General features: G+C 33.4%; 21 protein-coding genes. 11 read left to right on the top strand and 10 right to left on the bottom strand.

Annotated features, from left to right (window positions below; all coding sequences use genetic code 11):
* Positions 1–16: 16 nt before the first annotated feature.
* The 7 genes from PQ463_RS12195 to PQ463_RS12165 all read right to left on the bottom strand — a co-directional run bounded on the left by PQ463_RS12195 (position 17) and on the right by PQ463_RS12165 (position 6326).
* A complete protein-coding gene (locus PQ463_RS12195; protein ID WP_111378264.1) occupies positions 17–649 on the bottom strand; it encodes an NAD(P)H-dependent oxidoreductase in 633 nt (210 codons plus the stop codon).
* Between the two features lie 13 nt (positions 650–662).
* On the bottom strand, positions 663–1121 hold the full coding sequence (locus PQ463_RS12190; protein ID WP_111378263.1) for a MarR family winged helix-turn-helix transcriptional regulator: 459 nt from the start codon (positions 1119–1121) through the stop codon (positions 663–665).
* 289 nt (positions 1122–1410) lie between these two features.
* Positions 1411–2988: a glycerol-3-phosphate dehydrogenase/oxidase gene (locus PQ463_RS12185; RefSeq protein ID WP_274253947.1), complete on the bottom strand. Its 1578-nt coding sequence runs from the start codon at positions 2986–2988 to the stop codon at positions 1411–1413.
* Positions 2989–3155: 167 nt separating this feature from the next.
* Positions 3156–3674 (bottom strand): GNAT family N-acetyltransferase, encoded by a 519-nt coding sequence (locus PQ463_RS12180; protein WP_274253946.1) that lies wholly within the window; start codon positions 3672–3674, stop codon positions 3156–3158.
* 26 nt (positions 3675–3700) lie between these two features.
* Positions 3701–4177, bottom strand: coding sequence for a DUF6691 family protein (locus tag PQ463_RS12175; RefSeq protein WP_274253945.1), 477 nt, complete (start codon positions 4175–4177; stop codon positions 3701–3703).
* Positions 4178–4187: 10 nt separating this feature from the next.
* Positions 4188–4751 carry a YeeE/YedE family protein gene (locus PQ463_RS12170; protein WP_250837179.1) on the bottom strand — a complete coding sequence of 188 codons (564 nt, stop codon included), beginning with the start codon at positions 4749–4751 and terminating at the stop codon, positions 4188–4190.
* Positions 4752–4907: 156 nt separating this feature from the next.
* A complete protein-coding gene (locus PQ463_RS12165; RefSeq protein ID WP_274253944.1) occupies positions 4908–6326 on the bottom strand; it encodes an MBL fold metallo-hydrolase in 1419 nt (472 codons plus the stop codon).
* Positions 6327–6529: 203 nt separating this feature from the next.
* On the opposite strand from PQ463_RS12165, the gene PQ463_RS12160 reads away from it, so the two are divergent.
* From PQ463_RS12160 to PQ463_RS12130, 7 genes are all read left to right on the top strand, one after another.
* Positions 6530–7120 (top strand): HD domain-containing protein, encoded by a 591-nt coding sequence (locus PQ463_RS12160; protein WP_274253943.1) that lies wholly within the window; start codon positions 6530–6532, stop codon positions 7118–7120.
* A 279-nt stretch (positions 7121–7399) separates the two neighbouring features.
* A complete protein-coding gene (locus tag PQ463_RS12155; protein WP_202006383.1) occupies positions 7400–8746 on the top strand; it encodes a cytochrome ubiquinol oxidase subunit I in 1347 nt (448 codons plus the stop codon).
* Between the two features lie 2 nt (positions 8747–8748).
* On the top strand, positions 8749–9825 hold the full coding sequence (gene cydB / locus PQ463_RS12150; protein WP_274253942.1) for a cytochrome d ubiquinol oxidase subunit II: 1077 nt from the start codon (positions 8749–8751) through the stop codon (positions 9823–9825).
* A gap of 29 nt (positions 9826–9854) precedes the next feature.
* Complete coding sequence (locus PQ463_RS12145; RefSeq protein WP_274253941.1) at positions 9855–10880, top strand: DUF4365 domain-containing protein; 1026 nt, start codon at positions 9855–9857, stop codon at positions 10878–10880.
* A gap of 163 nt (positions 10881–11043) precedes the next feature.
* Positions 11044–11439 (top strand): helix-turn-helix domain-containing protein, encoded by a 396-nt coding sequence (locus tag PQ463_RS12140; protein ID WP_274253940.1) that lies wholly within the window; start codon positions 11044–11046, stop codon positions 11437–11439.
* Positions 11440–11603: 164 nt separating this feature from the next.
* Positions 11604–12104 (top strand): hypothetical protein, encoded by a 501-nt coding sequence (locus PQ463_RS12135; RefSeq protein WP_274253939.1) that lies wholly within the window; start codon positions 11604–11606, stop codon positions 12102–12104.
* Between the two features lie 233 nt (positions 12105–12337).
* The gene (locus PQ463_RS12130; RefSeq protein ID WP_274253938.1) at positions 12338–12724 is read left to right on the top strand and encodes a helix-turn-helix transcriptional regulator; all 387 of its coding nucleotides are present in this window, start codon (positions 12338–12340) and stop codon (positions 12722–12724) included.
* Positions 12725–12809: 85 nt separating this feature from the next.
* Here PQ463_RS12130 and PQ463_RS12125 read toward each other — a convergent pair whose 3' ends face one another.
* Both PQ463_RS12125 and PQ463_RS12120 read right to left on the bottom strand, forming a co-directional pair.
* Positions 12810–13595, bottom strand: coding sequence for a sulfite exporter TauE/SafE family protein (locus tag PQ463_RS12125; RefSeq protein ID WP_274253937.1), 786 nt, complete (start codon positions 13593–13595; stop codon positions 12810–12812).
* 273 nt (positions 13596–13868) lie between these two features.
* Positions 13869–14510 (bottom strand): Crp/Fnr family transcriptional regulator, encoded by a 642-nt coding sequence (locus tag PQ463_RS12120; RefSeq protein WP_274253936.1) that lies wholly within the window; start codon positions 14508–14510, stop codon positions 13869–13871.
* A gap of 361 nt (positions 14511–14871) precedes the next feature.
* Between PQ463_RS12120 and PQ463_RS12115 the strand changes: the two genes are divergently transcribed.
* From PQ463_RS12115 to PQ463_RS12100, 4 genes are all read left to right on the top strand, one after another.
* Complete coding sequence (locus PQ463_RS12115; RefSeq protein WP_095929060.1) at positions 14872–15183, top strand: rhodanese-like domain-containing protein; 312 nt, start codon at positions 14872–14874, stop codon at positions 15181–15183.
* 74 nt (positions 15184–15257) lie between these two features.
* The gene (locus PQ463_RS12110; protein WP_274253934.1) at positions 15258–16838 is read left to right on the top strand and encodes an NADP-dependent glyceraldehyde-3-phosphate dehydrogenase; all 1581 of its coding nucleotides are present in this window, start codon (positions 15258–15260) and stop codon (positions 16836–16838) included.
* A gap of 243 nt (positions 16839–17081) precedes the next feature.
* Positions 17082–18959, top strand: a complete 1878-nt coding sequence (locus PQ463_RS12105) for a M1 family metallopeptidase (RefSeq protein WP_274253933.1) — start codon at positions 17082–17084, stop codon at positions 18957–18959.
* 163 nt (positions 18960–19122) lie between these two features.
* The gene (locus tag PQ463_RS12100) at positions 19123–19734 is read left to right on the top strand and encodes a tetratricopeptide repeat protein (RefSeq protein ID WP_274253932.1); all 612 of its coding nucleotides are present in this window, start codon (positions 19123–19125) and stop codon (positions 19732–19734) included.
* A gap of 45 nt (positions 19735–19779) precedes the next feature.
* On the opposite strand, the gene PQ463_RS12095 is transcribed toward PQ463_RS12100, so the two are convergent.
* Positions 19780–20343 carry an outer membrane beta-barrel protein gene (locus PQ463_RS12095; protein ID WP_274253931.1) on the bottom strand — a complete coding sequence of 188 codons (564 nt, stop codon included), beginning with the start codon at positions 20341–20343 and terminating at the stop codon, positions 19780–19782.
* Positions 20344–20509 lie beyond the last annotated feature (166 nt).

The raw sequence follows: 20509 nt of genomic DNA, 5'->3' as shown, positions 1-20509 counted from the left end.
TTTGATTAATAAATAATTATAGTGTGATAAATAATTCCTCGTGTGATTTTCTAACTTTTTTCTGGTGTTGAGATTTGTCGTCATCATGTCTGTAACCAACAGTTGCAATAACTGAAGCGTTTAAACCTAATTTATCGAAACCTAAAATTTCATTAAATTGAGCAGCATTGAAACCTTCCATTGGTGTTGCGTCAATTTTTAATTCAGCCGCTGCATTTAATAAGTTTCCTAAAGCTAAGTAAGTCTGTTTTGCAGTCCATATGTGTTTTGCATCTTCAGATAAGTTTGAAATTACATTTTTCATCATATCGCTGAATCCGCCTAAAGCATCAACTGGAACACCTCTTACTTCGCTGATGTTGCTGATATATTTGTCAACAGAACCTGCATCAAGGCTTAAGTCGTTTGCAAAAATGAATAGGTGAGAAGCGTCTGTAATTTGAGTTTGTCCCCAAGCTGCACCTTTTAATTTTTCTCTTAATTCTGGATTTTCAACAATAACTACTTTATAAGGTTGTAATCCGTATGAAGAAGCACTTAATCTAACTGCTTCTTTTAGTGTATTGAAATCAGCATCTGATATCTTTTTTGATGCATCAAACTGTTTAGTTGCGTATCGCCAATTTTGATTTGCTAAAAAATTGCTCATAGTTTTTATTATTTTATTTGTTGGTTCTATATTTTTCTAATAGTTGGTTTAAGAAAACTAATTCTTCTGGTTTTAAATTGTTTGCAAACGTTTGTTCGTGTTCATCTACTTTCGGATCTAATTCTTTTAAAACGTCTAATCCTTTTTGTGTAATCGAAACTTCAATTTTTCTTCGATTATTCGGACAGACATTCCGTGTAACAAAATCTTTCAATAATAATTTGTCTACCAAACGTGTTGTGTTGCTTGTTTTAGCAAGCATTCGCTCTTGTATCACGCACATATTAGCAGGCTTTCCTTTTTGTCCTCTTAATATACGCAACACATTGTACTGTTCTCCAGATAAATCATACGGTTTGATCAACTCGTTGAAATGATCCTGAATCACATTTTGCGTGTACATGATATTCAGAATAACTTTTTTCGCATTATCCATCTTAACCGTACTCTTAATAACCTCTTCAATTGTCATAGTCGTAAGTGTATAATTTGTATATACAAATGTATAACTTTTAATAGTTGTATATACAAGTGTTGTGTTAATTTTTTGTTAATATGTTTAAATACACATTCTGCAAGAACTAAAAGAATGTTTTTTTAGAGAATAAAATTAAAATAATTTTTGGTGTAACGTATTGATATGTTGTTAATTAATGATTTTTTAATATCAAGACGATTTTTAATTTTAAAATATTTAGCAATTGATTTTTTGTAAGATAACTTTAAGCTAAAAGATTCTCATAATCAGCTATTTTTCCGATTTATCGGAATTCAGACAGTAGAAAACCTTTTGCAATTTGCTTAAAATTGGCAATTTCTGAGTTTATCCAAGCTTCATCATGTCCTAATTCTTTGGCAATTACTCTTGCTGTTTTCTCCGAAACTTCAATTGCAGCTCTGGCATCTAAGAATAATAAACGAACTCTTCTGGCTAAAATATCGTCTACAGTTCGTGCCATTTCGTAACGAACTGCCCAAACAACTTCTGCCATTGTAAATTCGTGATTAGGATGCAGCTTTTCTTTTAGCTCAGGTTCGCTTTCCAGTAATTCTATTATTTTTGGAATATCAGTACCATATATATATAGGTGATTTTCCCTATCTAAAGAATTCGTTGGTTGATTTCCATGAATTGAAAGATGTTCCGTACTGCATTCTTTCTTTTCTAATTTGCCAGTTTTGATAGCTTTATCAATAATATCCTCCGCAATTTTTCTGTATGTTGTCCATTTTCCTCCAGTAATGGTAATAAGACCCGTTTCTGAAACTATAATTTTATGGCTTCTAGAAACTTCTTTAGTGCTTTTGCCTTCTTCTTTCGGCGCAGCCAACGGACGCAATCCTGCAAAAACAGATAATACATCTTTTCTTTCGGGCTTTTTTGCCAAGAACCTTTGCGCAGTTTCCAAAACAAACTGAATTTCGCTTTCTAAAGCGATAGGTTCTAAACTTTGTTTCTTTATTAAAGTATCAGTTGTTCCAACTACAATTCGGTTATGCCACGGAACAGCAAATAAAACTCTTCCGTCTTTTGTTTTCGGAATCATTAAAGCATTTTCGCCTGGAAGAAAAGATTTGTCTAGAACCAAATGAATTCCCTGACTTGGGACAATATATTTTTTATAAACTTTATCATTTAATTTCATGATGGCGTTTGTAAAAACTCCTGTTGCATTTATTACCACAGAACCTTTTATATCATATTTAATTCCGCTTTCTTGATCTTGAACCTGAACTCCAATAATTTGATTTTTGTCGTCTTTCAATAAATTGGTAACTTTTGTATAATTTAAAAGACAAGCTCCGTTTTCTACAGCGGTTTGAGCAAGATTGATGGCTAGACGAGAATCATCAAATTGACCGTCATGATAAATAACGCCATTGACCAAATCTTTTTCCTCGACGTTTGGAAGCATTTCAATAGTTTTATTTTTTGAAAGATATTTGGAACTTCCTAAACTTAAAAAGCCTGATAATAAATCGTAAATTTTTAATCCGATCGTATAAAAATAACCGGTCAGTAAATGATAGTTTGGAATTATAAACGATTGATTTTTGACTAAATGAGCCGCGTTTTGTGCTAATAAGCCTCGTTCTTTTAATGCTTCTCTAACTAAATGCACATCACCTTGAGCCAAATAACGTACACCGCCATGAACCAATTTGGTGCTTCGGCTTGAAGTTCCTTTTGCAAAATCTACGGCTTCAAATAAAATGGTTTTGTAACCGCGACTTGCTGCGTCAACTGCCGTCCCAAGACCGCTTGCACCTCCGCCAATTATTATTACATCCCAATTTTCAGTATTTTGTAGTTTGGTTAATTGCGTGGAGCGGTTCATATATGTATGGGACTTTTTTTGTTTAAAGCAAACTTAACGAAATGAAATTAAAAATTGATGAAGAAAAAAGTTTCAGGTTTCAGGTTTCAAGTTTGATTTGCTAGATCAAAAAAAATAACCCGACAGATTTTTAAAATGTCGGGTTATCAATTTTACGGATTTTATATTTATATCAATCGTTTTTCAAATGCTTTTCTTGCAGAGCCTCTAAAATAAACTTCGCCGCAATATGTATATTTTAGTCTGTCTAAAATTTTCAACATCGGAGTATTATCGAAGTTTGTGTCTACTTTTATACTATAAATTTTATTTTCGACAGATAAGCCTTCAATGCTTTGGAATAATTTTGTTGCAATCCCTTTTCCTTTTGCCAATTTTGAAACTGCTACGCGATGCACAACAGTATAATCGTCATCGGTAAGCCATTTGCCTTCGATATTTTCGTAGGCAGGCTCTTTGTCAAAAATAATCGCTGCATAAGCCAGAATCGATTCGTCTTCTGTAAAAACATATCCGTAACCATTTTCGATATCGCTTTTAATAGAAAGTTCGTTCGGATATCCATCTTGCCACTGCGTGCTTCCGTCTAATCGTCTCTGTTCGATGGCATCTTGCAGTATTTCCCAAATTGCTGGTATTTCAGAAAGAACTGCTTTTCTTAAAACTAACTGTTCTGTAGAATTCATTTTTTTAGTTTACTATATATAAAGAATTAATGAGGCAGTTTGTCTTTAAGCAAACCATAAACCCAAGTTCCAGCAATGGCGCTAACCAAAGTAACTACAATTACGGTTGCTCCTGTACCAATTTGAGCGAAAAGCGGACCTGGACAAGCTCCAGTAATCGCCCATCCGAAACCGAATAACAATCCGCCGTAGATTTGTCCTTTGTTAAAAGTCTTTGGTTGGATTTCGATTTTTTCGCCATCAAGAGTTTTGATATTGAATTTTTTAATCAATTGTACTGATATTAGCCCAACAACGACAGCGCATCCAATTACGCCATACATGTGAAATGACTCTAGATTGAACATTTCCTGAATACGAAACCAGCTGATAATTTCAGCTTTTACGAATACAATTCCGAAAAAGATTCCAACAATTAAATATTTTAAGTTTCCTAATGCCGTTTCTTTTTTCTGACTTGCGTTGATTCCTTCGCCGTCTATATTTTTATTTTCTAAACTCATTTTTGAAATTTTAAAGTGAAAGAATATAAGGTAAAATCAAAAGTGCCATTACAAAACCTCCAATCATAAAACAGATTGTAGCAACCAATGATGGCCATTGTAAGTTTGATAATCCCATAATCGCGTGTCCGCTTGTGCATCCGCCCGCATAACGAGTTCCAAAACCTACTAAAAATCCGCCAACGACAATCATGATAAATCCGCGAAGCGTTAATAAACTTTCCCAAGAAAATAATTGTGAAGGAACCAAACCACTATGATCTGTAATTCCGTAAGTGGCTAATTTCTCTGATAATTCAGGAGCAATTTCCACCGGATTTGGATTCGAAAGAAAATGCGCAGCAATAAAACCTCCGAAGAATATTCCAAGAACAAAGAATAAATTCCAGCTTTCTTTTTTCCAGTCGTATTTAAAAAATGAAATATTTGCAGGAATACAAGCCGCACAAATATGGCGAAGTGAAGAACTAATCCCGAAAGATTTATTTCCTATAATTAATAAAATTGGAACTGTTAATCCAATCAGCGGGCCTGCTACGTACCAAGGCCATGGTTCTTTAATAATTTCAAGTATACTCATTTACTTTTAAAATTTAGTTTTTTTATTTTTTACCATTAAGAGATTAAGAATATTAAGCAAATCTGACTTAATGAAACTTTTCAAAAGAAGGTTAAGAAAATTAAGCATTCCAACTTAATTAACTTAATATCTTAATGGTAAAAATTATATTTATGCTTTCAAAACCTTGCTCTGACAAACAAAATCCGATTTTGGAACATTGGTTTTAGAAATTGCACCAAAACCACCTTCAACCTCAGAGAAATTTCTGAAACCTCTTGCTTGAAGGATAGAGGATGCAATCATACTTCTGTAACCCCCTGCGCAATGCAGATAAAAATGCTCATTTGGATTAATGTCTTTTACCCAATCATTGATATAAGCCAAAGGTTTGCTGTAAGCGTCATCTATGTGTTCTGCTGCGTATTCTGTTTCTTTACGAATATCTACAACTTTATCTTCACCAAATTTAAACTCATTTGCAAATTGTTCAGCAGTAATTCTGTTAACAGTATCAATTTCGAAACCTGCATTTTGCCAAGCTTCAAAACCGCCTTCCAAATGTCCAATAATGGTATCAAAACCTACACGGCTTAAACGAGTTACTGTTTCTTCTTCCATTCCCGCCGCGGTAACCAATATAATTGGCTGTTTTACATCGGCAATTAAAGTTCCAACCCAAGGAGCAAAATCACCGTTGATTCCGATGTTGATAGATTGCGGAATAAACCCTTTACTGAAATCGGCAGCACTTCTTGTATCTAGAATTAAAGCGCCAGTTTCTTCGGCTACAGCTTCAAAATCTTTTACGTTTATGGCTCTCATTCCGTTGTTTAGAACCGTTTCAAAGCTTTCGTAGCCACCTTTATTCATAGCCACGTTCATGCTGAAATAGGCAGGAGGAGGCAATAAACCGTCTGTTACTTCTTTGATGAACTCTTCTTCGGTCATATTAGTGCGCAAAGCATAATTGGTTGCTTTTTGGTTTCCAATAGTCGAAACAGTTTCTTTGCTCATATTTTTTCCGCAAGCGCTTCCAGCTCCATGCGCAGGATATACAATTACATCATCAGCAAGCGTCATGATTTTATTTCTTAAGGAATGAAATAAAATTCCAGCTAATTGATCTTGTGTCATTCCAGCTGCTTTTTGAGCTAAGTCAGGGCGTCCGACATCACCAATAAATAAAGTGTCTCCAGAGAAAATCGCATGATCTTTTCCGTTTTCATCGATAAGTAAAAAAGTTGTACTTTCCATAGTGTGGCCAGGAGTGTGTAAAACTTTAATCGTCACTTTTCCGATTTTAAATTCCTGACCGTCTTTTGCAGAAATGCAGTCAAATTCGCAGGAAGCATTTGGGCCATAAACGATTGGCGCTCCAGTTTCTTTGCTCAAATCAACGTGACCTGAAACGAAATCGGCGTGGAAATGTGTTTCAAAAATATACTTCAGTTTTACTCCGTCACGTTCTAAACGATCTAGATAAGGTTGAATTTCTCTAAGCGGATCAATAATGGCCGCTTCGCCATTTGAAGTGATATAATATGCACCTTGAGCGAGGCATCCGGTGTAAATTTGTTCTATTTTCATGATTCAGTAATAAAAATAATGGAAGACAAAGGTAGTCTTGTTTTTTAAAAAAATAGGTGACTAATGTTACAGAAATTAGGTTTTTGTGTAAAATAATATGGATTTTGTCATGCGATCTGAGATAAATTAATTTTAAGTTGAGCAATTACGCTTTTAGCTTTAATTTTGCGTATGACGAATGTCATTTTAAAACAAAAAAGAAAATGAACACAAAGGACTTATTGGATCAAATTGCTTTTATAAAAGAAATTGATAAGGTAAAATACATTCAGCGCAAGACAAAATTATTCAACAGCGACAGATGTGAGAATGATGCAGAACACAGCTGGCATTTGGCTTTGATGGCAATTGTTTTGGCAGAACATTCCAATGAACCGATTGATGTTTTGAAAGTGGTAAAAATGGTTTTGATACATGACATTGTCGAAATTGATGCTGGCGACGTTTTTATTTATGATACCGTAAAAAGTCATGATAATACAGATGAAGAACGTTTAGCAGCCAATAGAATTTTTGGTTTGCTTCCAAAAAAGCAAGCCGAAGAATTAATTGCCATTTGGGAAGAATTTGAAGCAGGAGAAACCAACGAAGCCAAATTTGCAAGATCTATGGACAGATTGGAGCCTTTGTTGCAAAACACTTCTAACAATGGTGGGACGTGGAAAGAGTTTGGAGTGAAATATGATAAAGTTTACGAGAAGAAAAGCATTATTAAAGAGGGGTCAAAATCGATATGGAATTATGCTGAAGGTTTGATTAATGAAAGTGTAGAAAAAGGGATTTTGGAAAAATAATAGTTTTTGTTTTTAGAAATTATTATACGCAATCTTGTCATTTCGACGAAGGAGAAATCTTCGTAAGAAGCTCAACAAAGAATGGCTTCTCGTTGCGGAGTTACTTGCGAAGATTTCTCCTTCGTCGAAATGACAAACTTTGTGAAAATTGTAAGTGTAATTAATACTCTTTAAATTGTTGAAAAGTTTAACAAATATCGGGAGATAAACTTTTTTTTAAAGGCATTAATTCGGGTTCTAATGGTTAAATTTGTGGAACTTCATAAACAAATTACCATTATGGAAGAAATGCTCTTTTATGATCGAATGCAATTTGCCTTCACGATTACTTTTCATTACCTTTTTCCGCAACTTACAATGGGTCTTTCGTTGATCATTGTGTACTTCAAGTGGAAATATCTAAAAACTCAAGACGAACAATACAATCACGCCACCCATTTTTGGATGAAAATCTTTGCCCTCAATTTTGCAATGGGCGTTGTGACGGGAATTCCGATGGAGTTTCAGTTTGGAACCAACTGGGCAAAATTCTCCGAATTGACAGGAGGAATCATCGGTCAGACCTTGGCAATGGAGGGAATGTTTTCTTTCTTTCTCGAATCTTCTTTCCTTGGTTTATTTTTATTTGGAGAAAAACTTCTTGGGCATAAATGGCATTTTGTAACCGGATTATTAATTATGATAGGTTCTTGGGCCAGCGGATTTTTAATCATTGCCACACATTCTTGGATGCAGAACCCTGTGGGGTATGAAATCTTGGAAAACGGAAAATTTGTATTGAATAACTTTCAAGCATTATTCTTAAATCCTTGGCTTTGGCCTTCTTATCTGCACAATCAAGCCGCTTCATTGGTGACAAGTTCTTTTGTTGTTGCCGGAATTGGAGCTTTCTATATTTTAAGCAAAAAGAATGTTTCTTTCGGGAAATTGTTCTTGAAAACAGGAGTAATCTTCGGATTGATTTCAAGCATTATTGTGGCGGTTCCAACGGGAGATTTGGCTGCTAAAAATGTGGTGAAATATCAACCTGTGACTTTTGCTGCAATGGAAGGGATTTTTCATACCGAAAAGAAAGGTTCTGAAATTGTCTTAATCGGACAGCCAGACGTAAAAGACAAAAAACTGGATAATAAAATTGCCGTTCCAAATATTCTGAGTTTCCTGACTTACGGAAATTGGGATCAGGAAATTCAAGGCTTAGATCAGTTTGAAGAAGACTTGCATCCGACCAATATTTCGGGATTGTATTATGCTTATCATATTATGGTCGGACTCGGGACTGTGTTTATCGGATTGATGGTAATTTCTCTTTTCCAATTAATAAGAGGGAAACTTTTTGAAACCAAATGGCTTTTATGGTCTTTGATGTTTATGATGCCATTTCCGTACATCGCCAATACAACAGGCTGGTACACGGCAGAATTAGGAAGACAACCTTGGCTAGTTTATAATTTAATGCGAACAGCTGCTGGAGCTTCGCCAACAGTTTCTTCTGGAAATACGTTATTTACATTGTTGGGTTTTATCGGTTTATACCTTTTGCTGGGAATGCTGTTTTTGCTTTTGGTTGGAAAAATTATCAATAAAGGGCCGCATCATGTGGAACTTTCAACAGAAAAAATATAAGTATGGAATTTTTTTGGTACGTAGTTTTAATGGGAATTCTGGCTGTTTATCTGGTTTTAGACGGCTATGATTTTGGTGCAGGAATTATTCATTTATTTTTTGCTGATACAGAAAAAGACAAAAAAGCAATTACAAATGCAATTGGTCCGTTTTGGGATGCCAATGAAGTTTGGCTTATTGCGGCTGGAGGAGTTTTGTTTTTTGCTTTTCCTACTTTATATGCATCATCTTTCAGCGGATTTTATCTGCCTTTGATTATGATTTTATGGCTTCTGATTTTCCGTGCCATCGGACTTGAAATGCGTGGACAGATTCATAATCATATGTGGGAAGCAATTTGGGATAAAGCTTTCGGAATCGCAAGTTTGCTTTTGGCTCTTTTCTTCGGAATTGCTCTTGGAAATATCGTTCGTGGTGTCAATCTCGGAATGGTTCAAAACGGCGTTTCAACGCAAGAAGCGCATTATTTCTTTCTGCCTTTATGGAATCCGACTTTTAGTCCGCAGGCAAATGAATTGGGAATTATCGACTGGTTTACGCTTTTTCTAGGTGTTGTAAGTGTTGTCGCTTTGACAATTCACGGGGCAAACTGGATTATTTATAAAACAAATTCGGCACTGAATCCGAAATTGAAAAATTTAGTTTTTAGATTGAATTTTGTTTTGCTGGTTTTGGTATTTATCTCTTTGGGAATCTGGCATTTTATCGAACCGAAACCATTTCATAATTTTGTTGAAAATCCGATTCTTTGGTTTTTTCCTTTAATGACTTTTGTTGGAATTGCTGGATTATTCAAAGTTCGTTCCTTTAAAAAAGACGGCCACGGATTTATTTTTTCAACTTTATTCTTAGTTGGCGGATTTGCTTCGACAGCAGTTTCAATTTTTCCGAATGTTCTGCCTTCAACCAATAAAGTGAATCCGTCGTTAACGATTTACAACACAGCCGCTCACGAATACGGATTAAACGCTGGTTTGAGCTGGTTTTTTATAGCTTTGTTTCTAGTGATTATTTATTTTATTATTCAATATCGAGTTTTTAGCGGTAAAATGGATGATATAGGGTATGGTGAACATTGATTGTTAGATTTAATTTGGCTTAAAAAAGGATGAGATACGACAAAACAGAAAGATTAGGAGTTATTGCTGCTGATAGTATTATTACAGATAAAATTGGATGGATCTTCAGAGAACAACCTATAATTGATGTGGGACTAGATGCTATAATTGAAGAAGTTGTCAATGATGAGCCTACTGGAAAATTCCTAGCTGTACAAATTAAAAGTGGACAAGGGAATTTCTATGCTTCAGAAAAATCATTGTCTCATTATGTGTCGAATATTCATTATGATTACTGGTTGAATCTTAGTGTTCCAATAATTCTGATAGCACATTTGCCACAAAAAAAAGAGACTTATTGGCAATTAATTTCAAAAGAAAATTTTAAGAAAACTAGGAAGCGCTGGAAAATAGAAATTCCATATTCACAAAAGTTAGATGAAAAGTCGAAAAGTGAATTAACTAGTTTATTGTCAAAACAAAATGACAAAAATTTTCGCATATACATGGGGGAAGAGGATGAAGGAGGATATTTATTGTTAGAAGATATTCAGTGTCTACCAGAAGCTACAATTAGTATTAATAAATTAAGTGAAATCACCCGATCTTTAAATGATAAAGCGGTGGTTTTTAAAGAGAAATTATTTTCTTTTATTAGTGAAGGATTGTCTGAAGAGAGTCCTCAAATTTTATCATTATATAAAGGATTTGGGGACTCAATAAAAATTATTTCTAAGAGAACGGAATGTGAAACAGAGATATTTTCGCATTTATATTCTGTAGGTATTTTTACTTTTGAGAAGATTGCTTTAAAAATGCATTATAATGGATTAAAAGCGGTTGATTTTGGAGCTGATTTTAGTGTTGCTGATAATCTTCCTTTTACTATAAAGTATGCATTAGATTCTTTTTTGTCTCTTAAAGATGCAATGGCTACAGTTTCAATAAATCATCCTGTTTTTAAAGAAGCAAAAGAGCAATATTTAGAAGTGATGGAATTGCTATGCTTCGAATTGAATGTTGCAAAAACAATCACTGAAAATTTGGTCTATAAAATACATGAATTAAAAGTTTAATTTGCTTAATACTTTTGACCTTTTTATGAGAGATTAATTTGAAAAGTATATTTTTGGTCGAAGCAATTTTTGAATTTAGGTGTTTTGAAATTATACTGTAGCCAAAAAAGACTGTATTTTAGCAAAACAAAAAAAATTCAAGAATTTTAAATATCTTTGAATTATGAGCACAATAGCAAAACCAAAACATATAGGAAGAAACATAAGCCGAATTAGAGAGCTTAAAGGAATGAAGCAAGAAGCTTTGGCAATGGCAATTGGTTTAAGCCAGCAAACTGTTTCGAATATCGAATCGAGTGAAAAGGTTGATAGTGAAAAGTTAGCAGAAATAGCAAAAGCACTTGGTGTTACTATCGAAGCAATTGAAAATTTCTCAGAAGAATCTGTTTTCAATTTCTTTAATAACTTTTATGATAATAGTTCAAGTCAGGGAAATAGCTTTAATCAAGGAATGTATGCGACTTTTAATCCTTTGGATAAGGTGGTAGAGCTTTACGAGCGATTAGTGCAGGCTGAAAAAGAAAAAGTAGAATATTTAGAAAAGCTTCTTAAAAAGTAAAAATTTTAAAATAAAAAGATAAATCCGTTTGTTCTCTATGAATAAACGGATTTTTTAATTGAAGAATATTTTATTATAAAACCATAAGGCAATTTTTACAAAAGATTTAATTACAACCAAGAGTTATATTCTATAAGTCAGATTGTAAGAAAAAAAAGCAGTTAATGTTTAATATTGCGTATCTAAGAATTTTTTCCCCTAAAGAATTTCTAGAAATGATTTTTACTAAAAGCTTAAATCTATTTTTACCTACTAAATTTATGCCCTTAACAATTTTTTCCGACAAGGTTAGATTTCGTTACAAATCTAAGAATTGGCAGTATCAGTTTGACGAAATTAAGGAACTTGGACTGCTCAAAAAAAAGAAAAAATATTTTCTTAAAAATGTCACTTTTATTGCTTTAAATATCGTGGCGTACTATTGCATGCTATTTTTTAATTTAATAGATATGTATTATAGCATTCCTGCAATTTTATGTTATCTGTTTATTATGGCAGTAAGTTTTAACACTAAAGCAGAGTTTGTATATTTTGTTTTTGTTAAAGATATTTACCAAAATGAAATAAAAACTAAAATTGCACCAAGAGATCGTAGATTGATTGGTAAGCAGATTGATTATTATTTAGATCTTCAGTTTGAACGCAGTATACAAAGAACTGCTTAAAAAAGAATCACAAATGTTTGTATTTAATATTTTCCGTTATGACGCTTTTTCATAATGGCAGCATTGATATATGGTTGTTTGATTATCAAAAAGAAAAAAATAACAATATGCTAATTCATAGTATGTTCATTATGAAGTAGCTTAACGAATATCCAAAAATAAGTATAGTTAAGTCGTTAGAAATTAACGGCTGGCTGTTTTAGCTATACATGACCTCAAATCAGAATAAAATTATGGCCACAACAATTAAAAACAAGATTAGAAACATTAGAGAGTTAAAAAATTACACTCAAGAATATATGGCAGAAAGATTAGGTGTAACTCAGGCGGGTTACAGTAAAATTGAAAAAGGAAAGACTTCTTTGAGTTACGAAAAATTAGTTGAAATAGGAAGGATTTTAGATGTCAGCGTTGAGGATATAATTAGTTTTGAATACGATAAATACTTTAATAGTTTCAATAAAATTACAGGAAATAATAATGGCAGTATTTTAATTAATGCCGATAATACTTCGATTATAAAAGAGCTTTATGAAGATAAAATTCAGTTGCTAGAAAAACTGCTTTCGAGAACCGAAATTGAGTTGGAACGTTATAAAGATAAGTTTGGAACAATTTGAAGGTTTTAGTTTCATCTTTGTCAAAGTGTTAGGCTTTGACAAAGATTACTCTACAAGTGAAACTAAATAAAATTTGTGAGTTCTATTAAAATAAAACTTCTTTGGCAATGATGTAAAATCCCATTACGAGGACAAACCATCCAAAAAGAGGTTTTAATTTTGTGCCGTCTATTTTCTTAGAAAGCTGACTTCCAACAAGCATACCGATTAAGGCCATTGCGGAAACGCTTAATAAAAAAGTATAATTTATTGGTGTTCCGATATATAAATCGCCCGCAAAACCTATTGAAGAATTAATGCTAATAATCAATAATGAAGTTCCAACGGCTTGTTTCATGGGAAGATTGGCGAAAAAAAGCAGGGCAGGAATAATTAAGAATCCGCCGCCAGCGCCAAGAAAACCGGTTACGATTCCGACTAAAAATCCAATTAAGCTAAGCTGCAAATAATTGGTCTCTGCTGATTTTATTTCAGACTGATTTTTTTTAATCATCGAAATTGCTGCCGTAATCATTAAAACGGAAAAGATGATCATAATCAGAAAATCTTTTGAAACAGTATAAGAAGCAACAGAAAACAAAGTCGATGCAATTTGAGGAAAAATTACTTCACGTATTATCAAAATCGAGATAACGGAAGGAACTGCAAAGTACAAAGCCGATTTCAGTTTTAAATTTCCCATTTTGTAATGGCTGTAACTTCCAAATAATGCTGTTAATCCCACAATAAACAGGGAATAAGAAGTTGCCTGATCGGGATTGACTTTGAATAAATAAACTAAAATAGGAATAGTGAGAATAGAACCGCCTCCGCCAATTAAGCCAAGTGTGATTCCAATTACGATTGAAGCGAAAAATCCTAAATATTCCATTGCATTTATTTTAATGCAAAGTTGCTTCGGAAATTAGAATCCTACAGTAACATTTATCACAGAAGAGGATTATTAAACACTAATTTCACGAATGTACACGAATTTTTCTGCACATAATAAATTTTAAACACATAGAAACATAGATTTTAGTTGTTTGAAAAAGATTATAATAAATGACTAGTCATTTACACATAGGTATGTGCGTTAATGCAAGTGAAACGCCTTTTGTAGATTTCGTTAAGCTATGTTTCTATGTGTTAAAAAAGTTTCGTGTTAATTCGTGAAGTTCGTGTTTAATAACTCAATTTGGTTTCGGTTGAGTTTGACTAGACCGCGCTGTTCCATTTTTTTGAGTAATCTGGAAACCACTTCTCGTGAAGTATTCAATTCGGTTGCGATTTCTTGGTGCGAAAGATTCACTTCAGAACAGCCGCATGCATCAGAATGACGTTTTAAATAAAACTCTAATCTTTCATCCATAGAACGGAAGGCGATGTTGTCAACCACTTCGAGAACTTCTTCAAAGCGACTTCGGTAGGTTTCAATTACAAATTCATACCAAGATCGGTGTTCCATCATCCACTTGTCCATCAATTGCAGCGGAATCATCATCACAGTAACATCTTCAACAACTTTTGCCATTATCTGGCTTTTTTCGCTTTTTGCGGTACAAATCATCGAGATGGCACAAGCTTGTCCTGGTTGTAAATAATACATCAAGAACTCTCCGCCGTCTTCGCCTTCGCGATAGATTTTGATTTTACCTTTAATAATCAAAACGGTATTTTTAATATACTGTCCGGTACGCATTAAAATGGTTCCTGCTTCAAAATCCTGAAGGCTTCCGTTTTCTTCAATTGTAGCGATAAGCTCGTTGGAGAAATTAGGAAATATGGTTTTTAATGAATGCTGCATTTTATAGTTTTTTTTGCCACGAATTACATTAATTCACACCAATTTACTTTTAAGAATTAGTCTAGTTCGTGGCGAATATTTTTATCAAAATAGAATTAAAATATATGATTATTTGCAAAGATAAGGGTTTGGGATGGGAATAATTATCAGAAAACTAGATTTAAGATTAATTTTATGAAAATGAAAAAATCCTATTTTCTATCGATTTTGTAGGCTGAATTTTTAAAAATAGTAACTAAATTTGTAATTCACTGATTATAATACTTTCTCTAAAACGTTTTCTGAGAATAATAATCGAAATCGCATTTGGTACGTTTTTTATATATAGAAACGTCGTAATTTTACAAAAACACATTTTATTATGAATTTATCACAAGAAGATTGGGTTGCTCAGTTAGAGGCTGACGAAAATGCAGTTATACTTGATGTAAGAACTGAAGACGAATTTAATGACGGCTACATTGAGAATGCTCTTAATATTGATATCAATAAAGGGCAGGCATTTATCTATGAAATAGAAGAATTGGATAAAAATAAAAACTATTATGTATACTGTCGTTCTGGGGCGAGAAGCGCAAAAGCATGCCAGATCATGAACGAGTTAGGTATAGAAAACGCCTACAATCTGCTTGGAGGAATCCTAGATTGGGAAGGTGAAACAGTACAACCATAAAAGAAGAAGAGGCAATAAAAAAGCCTCTTTTTTCTTTTGAAAATAGAATTACCAGACCATTAAATAACCAAATTATGAGTTTTATACCAGAAGAATATCAGATTAATGCGCTGATAAATCAAGATACTTATCTTGTAAATGGAGAATTGAAACAATGGACAGGGCAAACCACACCTGTGTTTTCTACTATTTCTTCAACAGAAAAATATTCGCCGACTTTATTAGGATCTATTCCTTTTATGGGAGAAAAAGAAGCAGTAGAAGTTGTCGAAGCTGCTACCAATGCATACGATATGGGACAAGGTTTATGGCCAACTATGAAAGTAGTGGATCGTATTAAATGCATGGAAAAATTTGTGAAGCAAATGAAAGAAACCCGCGAAGAAGTAGTGAAATACTTAATGTGGGAGATTGGAAAATCATTAGGAGACTCGCAAAAAGAATTCGACAGAACTGTAGAGTATATTTATGATACTATTGCAAGTTACAAAGAATTAAATGGACGCAGTTCACACTTCGAAAAAGTACAAGGAGTAAACGCCATGATTCGTCGTGGACCTCTTGGAGTTGTACTTTGTCTTGGACCTTACAATTATCCTTTAAACGAAACTTTCTCATTATTGATTCCAGCTTTGATTATGGGAAATACCGTAATCTTCAAACCAGCTAAGCATGGTGTTTTATGTATTTCGCCATTGTTGGAAGCTTTCAGAAGTAGTTTTCCAAAAGGTGTAATCAATATTGTTTACGGTAGAGGGCGCGAAGTAGCTTCTCCGATTATGAAATCTGGAAAAATTGATGTTTTGGCATTAATTGGAAACAGTAAATCGGCGATTGCTTTACAAGATCAGCACCCAAACAAAAACAGATTGCGTTTGATTTTAGGTTTAGAAGCTAAAAATCCAGCTATTATTCTTCCAGATGCCGATTTAGATTTGGCTATTCAGGAATGTATAACAGGAAGCTTGTCTTTTAATGGACAAAGATGTACGGCATTAAAAGTTTTATATGTTCATGAATCTATTAGAGAAGAATTCAATAAACGTTTTGCTGAAAAAGTAGATAGTTTAGTTTTTGGAAATCCATGGGAAAAAGGAGTTTCTTTGACACCGCTTCCAGAAACAGATAAACCAAAATATATTCAAGGTTTAATTGATGACGCTGTTCATAAAGGAGCAAAAGTGATCAATGAAAAAGGAGGAAAACATACTGATAATTATATCTTCCCGGCCGTTTTGTATCCAGTAAACAAAGAAATGCGTGTGTATCACGAAGAGCAGTTCGGACCAGTTGTTCCTGTGCTTTCTTTTAAAGATATCAAAGAACCATTGAAAGATATGGCAGAATCAAATTACGGACAGCAAGTAAGTTTGTTTGGTAAAGACATAAAAACATTGGCACCGCTAATTGATGCTTTGGTTAACTTAGTTTGCCGAGTAAACTTAAACAGCTCTTGCCAAAGAGGGCCAGACGCTTTCCCTTTTACAGGAAGAAAAGATTCTGCTGTAGGGACATTAAGTATTCCAGATGCATTGCGTTCATTCTCAATCCGTACGTTTGTAGCTTCAAAAGATATCGATTATAATAATGAGATTCTGCAGGAATTGCTTAACAGCAAAGAATCTAATTTTATCAATACCGATTATATTTTGTAGTAATCAAGGTTATATATTAATTGTAGATGCCGTCTGTTACTTTTGGTGATAGACGGTTTTTCTTTTAAAGATGCTAAGGTTCTGAGGTGCTAAGATGCTTAGTTTTTTTAATTAAAAATTAAAAAGCACCATTAACCATCAACTACAAACCATCAACAATTCACAATTAATAATTAAATTTGTAACATTGTTTTAAAACAGCAGTCTTATATATTAAACAATTTAAAGTCCTAAGAATCATTTATGAAAAAGAAATTTTTGCAGTTTGCATTAATAGCATTTGTTCTTTTTGCTCAAGATACTATTGCCCAAGAGCTTTACATGCCTAGAAATATTAAAAAGGCCTTCGAGAACGGAACACGTTCTAAAGATGGAAAACCAGGCACAAACTATTGGCAGAATCGAGGGAAATATAATATGGAAATTTCTGTTGATCCTAAAACTAGAATGGTTTCAGGTACAGAAACTATTATTTATGAGAACAACAGCAAAGACACTTTAAAAGAGTTAGTTATCCGTTTTGTAAATAATCTTCATAAACCTACTTCGTCTCATGGGAGTGATTTGAGTAATGACTTTTTAAGTGATGGATTAACAATTTCGTCATTAAAAATAGAAAATGAGGTGTACAAAGAAGACGCTAGAAATTGGGGGACTGTTGGGGATGTAAAATTGCAGAAACCAATTTTGCCACATTCAAAAACTACTATAAATATTCAGTGGAATTATCCTTTGTCTAAAGAAAGTGGGCGAGAAGGGCAGATTGACGAAACTACTTTCTTCGTTGCGTATAGTTATCCTAGAGTTTCAGTGTATGATGATTATAATGGCTGGGATAGAATACCGCACACAGACCGCCAAGAATTCTATAATGATTTTAATGATTATGTTTTTTCTGTAAAAGCACCAAAAAATTACGTGGTTTATGCAACAGGAGATTTATTAAATCCAGATGAGGTCTTACAGCCTGAATTTGCTTCACGTTTAAAAAAATCATACACAACAGATGAAATCCTGCATATCGCTAACGAACAGGAAATGAAAAGCGGCATTGTAACCAAACAATACGATTGGAATGTATGGAAATTTGAAGCTAAAAATATTACAGATGTATGTTTTGGTTTAAGCGATCATTATTTATGGGATGCCAGCAGTGTCGTAGTCGATAAAAAGACAAATCGTCGCGCAAGTATTCAGGCTGCTTATGATGTAAAAGGATTAGATTTCGTAAATTCTGTAAAAAACAATCAATATGCTTTAGATTGGTTTTCAAATAAATGGCCAGGAGTTCCTTATCCATTTTCAAAAATGACAGCTTTTCAAGGTTTTGCAGATATGGAATATCCAATGATGTGCAACGACTCAGAAATGGGAAATGCTGTTTTTGCGCAATTGGTTCAAGATCATGAAGTAGCCCACACTTATTTTCCATTCTATATGGGAATTAACGAAACGCGTTACGCATTTATGGACGAAGGTTGGGCAACCACTTTTGAATATTTAATCGCAATTGCAGAGCGCGGTAAAGAAGCAGCAGATAAATTTTATAAAGACTTTAGAGTAAGCCATTATATTTATGATCGCTCTTCAGAACAAGATCAGCCTATTATAACAATGTCTACACAGGTGTCTGGAGCAGGTTATGGAAGTAACTCATACGGAAAAGCTTCTCTTTCTTATTTGGCTTTGAAAGATATGTTAGGAGATGATTTGTTTAAAAAAGCTTTGCATGGCTATATGGATACTTGGAATGGAAAACATCCAATTCCGTGGGATTATTTTAATTCATTTAATACAGCAACGGGTAAGAATTTAAATTGGTTTTTCAATAATTGGTTCTTTACGAACAATTATTTAGATATTGCCATAAAAGGAATTTCTGCCGATAAGAAAATTATAACGGTAGAAAATATTGGAGGTTTTGCAATTCCGTTTGACGTTGTAATCACTTATGCTGATAAATCAAAAATTACTTTGCATCAAACGCCAGCGATTTGGGAGAAAAATCAAAAAACGGCTAGAATAATTTTGAAAAGCTCAAAAAAAATAGAAAAAATTGAGCTTGATGGTGGAATTTTTATGGATGCAACACCAGAAAACAATGTGTTAAATGTTAAATAATTGAGTTAACTGTAGTAAACTATTTAAAAAAGTTACTTTGTTCTCGCAAAGTAACTTTTTTTGTTTAAAATAATTAAAAATATACAAAATTACGGAAAACCGTAAAGATATTTGTTAGGAAAATATTACGTTTGCGAAATACTAAAAATACCTCCAAATCCAAATGAAGAATACTTTTGTTCTGATTGTTTTGCTAACTACCATTCAATTTTTTGGGCAGAACGATCAAAAGATTGCATTTCAAAAAAACAAATATGAATTGGCTATTTCTTACTACAAAAAAGCTGATTTTGTAAAAGCTATAGATTTGTTTTCTTTAGCTGCGAAGATTAAACCTGAAAACGAAATCGGAAAAGATGCTGTAAGTAAAGTAGACACTTTGCGTGGCGTTTTGAGAAAAGAAATTTTAAGTCAAGTTGTTGGAACTTGGAAAAGAACAGGAAATCAACCAGTCTGGTCTTCAGCTACGGTAAGTGTGAATCAATCTGCTTTTGATGAATTAGTAGAAATTAAAGAAAACGAGATTTTATTTTACGAAGTTGACAAAAAAACACAGGTAAAGAAACTTGTCAAAACAGAAAATCTAGTGTACAATGATAATAACTGTAATGTATCAGCATTCTCAGAGATTATTCTTTCAGATGGGACAATCTGGAACTGTAGTCTGAATGATAAGTCAAACATACTCCATGTTGTAAATGTAGCTGTTAAAACAGAAGAAGGAATACAAAAGATAATGAGTGATAATGAAGAGAGTTATTACGTTAAACTATAAAAACAAAAAAAGGGAATCAATCGATTCCCTTTTTTTGTTTTATGTTTATAGGAATTTAAATCCAAGTGATAGATTTGTTACTCCAGTTTTAATTTCGCTATTAGAAGCATCTATATCGCTTAGGCCGGCAAGATATCTAAGATCAAACGTTAGTCTCCAGACATCAACTCCAACACCTCCAAGAATACTGTGATTGTTTCTTTCCAAGGCTATAGAATTAAGATTATTGTTGGTACTTATGTCTGAATAATTTTTCCAGTTGTAGCCAACAAAAAGTCTTACGTTTCCAGCCTTTCCAAGGGGAACAATTTTAAACCCAGCAATTAGCGAAGCATCTGTTCCTGCCAGTTTAAATTTAGTTTCTCCAACTCCGTCTTGATATACGCTGAAATTAGTTTGAGCATATCCAAATTCACCCTGAGCATAAAAAAGTGCAAGATTTAATCGAGCAAAAGCGGCAGCGCCAATTCCTGTATTCGTATGGTCGGAGCTGAAACTTTTGGCATTGACAGAAGTAATATTAGTTGAAAACTGTGGGCCAATTTGTATTAATTGTGCGAATCCATTAGCACAAATACATAAAAATACTGCTAAAAAGAATTTTCTCATAACGTAATCTATTTGATTTTGGTTTTATAAAAATAATGATAATAGATTAAAATTGAATGATTTGTCTGATTTATTTTTATGTAAAGTTTTGAAAGCTAGTTATATCTATATTCTGGATTTGTTTTTTATAATCAAATCAAAATGAATTATTTTTGAGCAAATAATA

It is taken from the genome of Flavobacterium sp. KACC 22763, assembly GCF_028736155.1.
GTDB lineage: Bacteria > Bacteroidota > Bacteroidia > Flavobacteriales > Flavobacteriaceae > Flavobacterium.
The sequence above is the reverse complement of the archived record's forward strand: the minus strand, read 5'-3'. Positions and strand labels throughout refer to the sequence as shown.

Coding starts and splice junctions, on each gene's coding strand:
- PQ463_RS12125 (WP_274253937.1), bottom strand. CDS start 13,595: ATGGAATATTTAGGATTTTTCGCTTCAATCGTAATTGGAATCACACTT.
- PQ463_RS12140 (WP_274253940.1), top strand. CDS start 11,044: ATGAGCACAATAGCAAAACCAAAACATATAGGAAGAAACATAAGCCGA.
- PQ463_RS12135 (WP_274253939.1), top strand. CDS start 11,604: ATGTTTAATATTGCGTATCTAAGAATTTTTTCCCCTAAAGAATTTCTA.
- PQ463_RS12130 (WP_274253938.1), top strand. CDS start 12,338: ATGGCCACAACAATTAAAAACAAGATTAGAAACATTAGAGAGTTAAAA.
- PQ463_RS12095 (WP_274253931.1), bottom strand. CDS start 20,343: ATGAGAAAATTCTTTTTAGCAGTATTTTTATGTATTTGTGCTAATGGA.
- PQ463_RS12145 (WP_274253941.1), top strand. CDS start 9,855: ATGAGATACGACAAAACAGAAAGATTAGGAGTTATTGCTGCTGATAGT.
- PQ463_RS12190 (WP_111378263.1), bottom strand. CDS start 1,121: ATGACAATTGAAGAGGTTATTAAGAGTACGGTTAAGATGGATAATGCG.
- PQ463_RS12165 (WP_274253944.1), bottom strand. CDS start 6,326: ATGAAAATAGAACAAATTTACACCGGATGCCTCGCTCAAGGTGCATAT.
- PQ463_RS12185 (WP_274253947.1), bottom strand. CDS start 2,988: ATGAACCGCTCCACGCAATTAACCAAACTACAAAATACTGAAAATTGG.
- PQ463_RS12115 (WP_095929060.1), top strand. CDS start 14,872: ATGAATTTATCACAAGAAGATTGGGTTGCTCAGTTAGAGGCTGACGAA.
- PQ463_RS12110 (WP_274253934.1), top strand. CDS start 15,258: ATGAGTTTTATACCAGAAGAATATCAGATTAATGCGCTGATAAATCAA.
- PQ463_RS12105 (WP_274253933.1), top strand. CDS start 17,082: ATGAAAAAGAAATTTTTGCAGTTTGCATTAATAGCATTTGTTCTTTTT.
- cydB (WP_274253942.1), top strand. CDS start 8,749: ATGGAATTTTTTTGGTACGTAGTTTTAATGGGAATTCTGGCTGTTTAT.
- PQ463_RS12100 (WP_274253932.1), top strand. CDS start 19,123: ATGAAGAATACTTTTGTTCTGATTGTTTTGCTAACTACCATTCAATTT.
- PQ463_RS12175 (WP_274253945.1), bottom strand. CDS start 4,177: ATGAGTTTAGAAAATAAAAATATAGACGGCGAAGGAATCAACGCAAGT.
- PQ463_RS12155 (WP_202006383.1), top strand. CDS start 7,400: ATGGAAGAAATGCTCTTTTATGATCGAATGCAATTTGCCTTCACGATT.
- PQ463_RS12195 (WP_111378264.1), bottom strand. CDS start 649: ATGAGCAATTTTTTAGCAAATCAAAATTGGCGATACGCAACTAAACAG.
- PQ463_RS12180 (WP_274253946.1), bottom strand. CDS start 3,674: ATGAATTCTACAGAACAGTTAGTTTTAAGAAAAGCAGTTCTTTCTGAA.
- PQ463_RS12120 (WP_274253936.1), bottom strand. CDS start 14,510: ATGCAGCATTCATTAAAAACCATATTTCCTAATTTCTCCAACGAGCTT.
- PQ463_RS12160 (WP_274253943.1), top strand. CDS start 6,530: ATGAACACAAAGGACTTATTGGATCAAATTGCTTTTATAAAAGAAATT.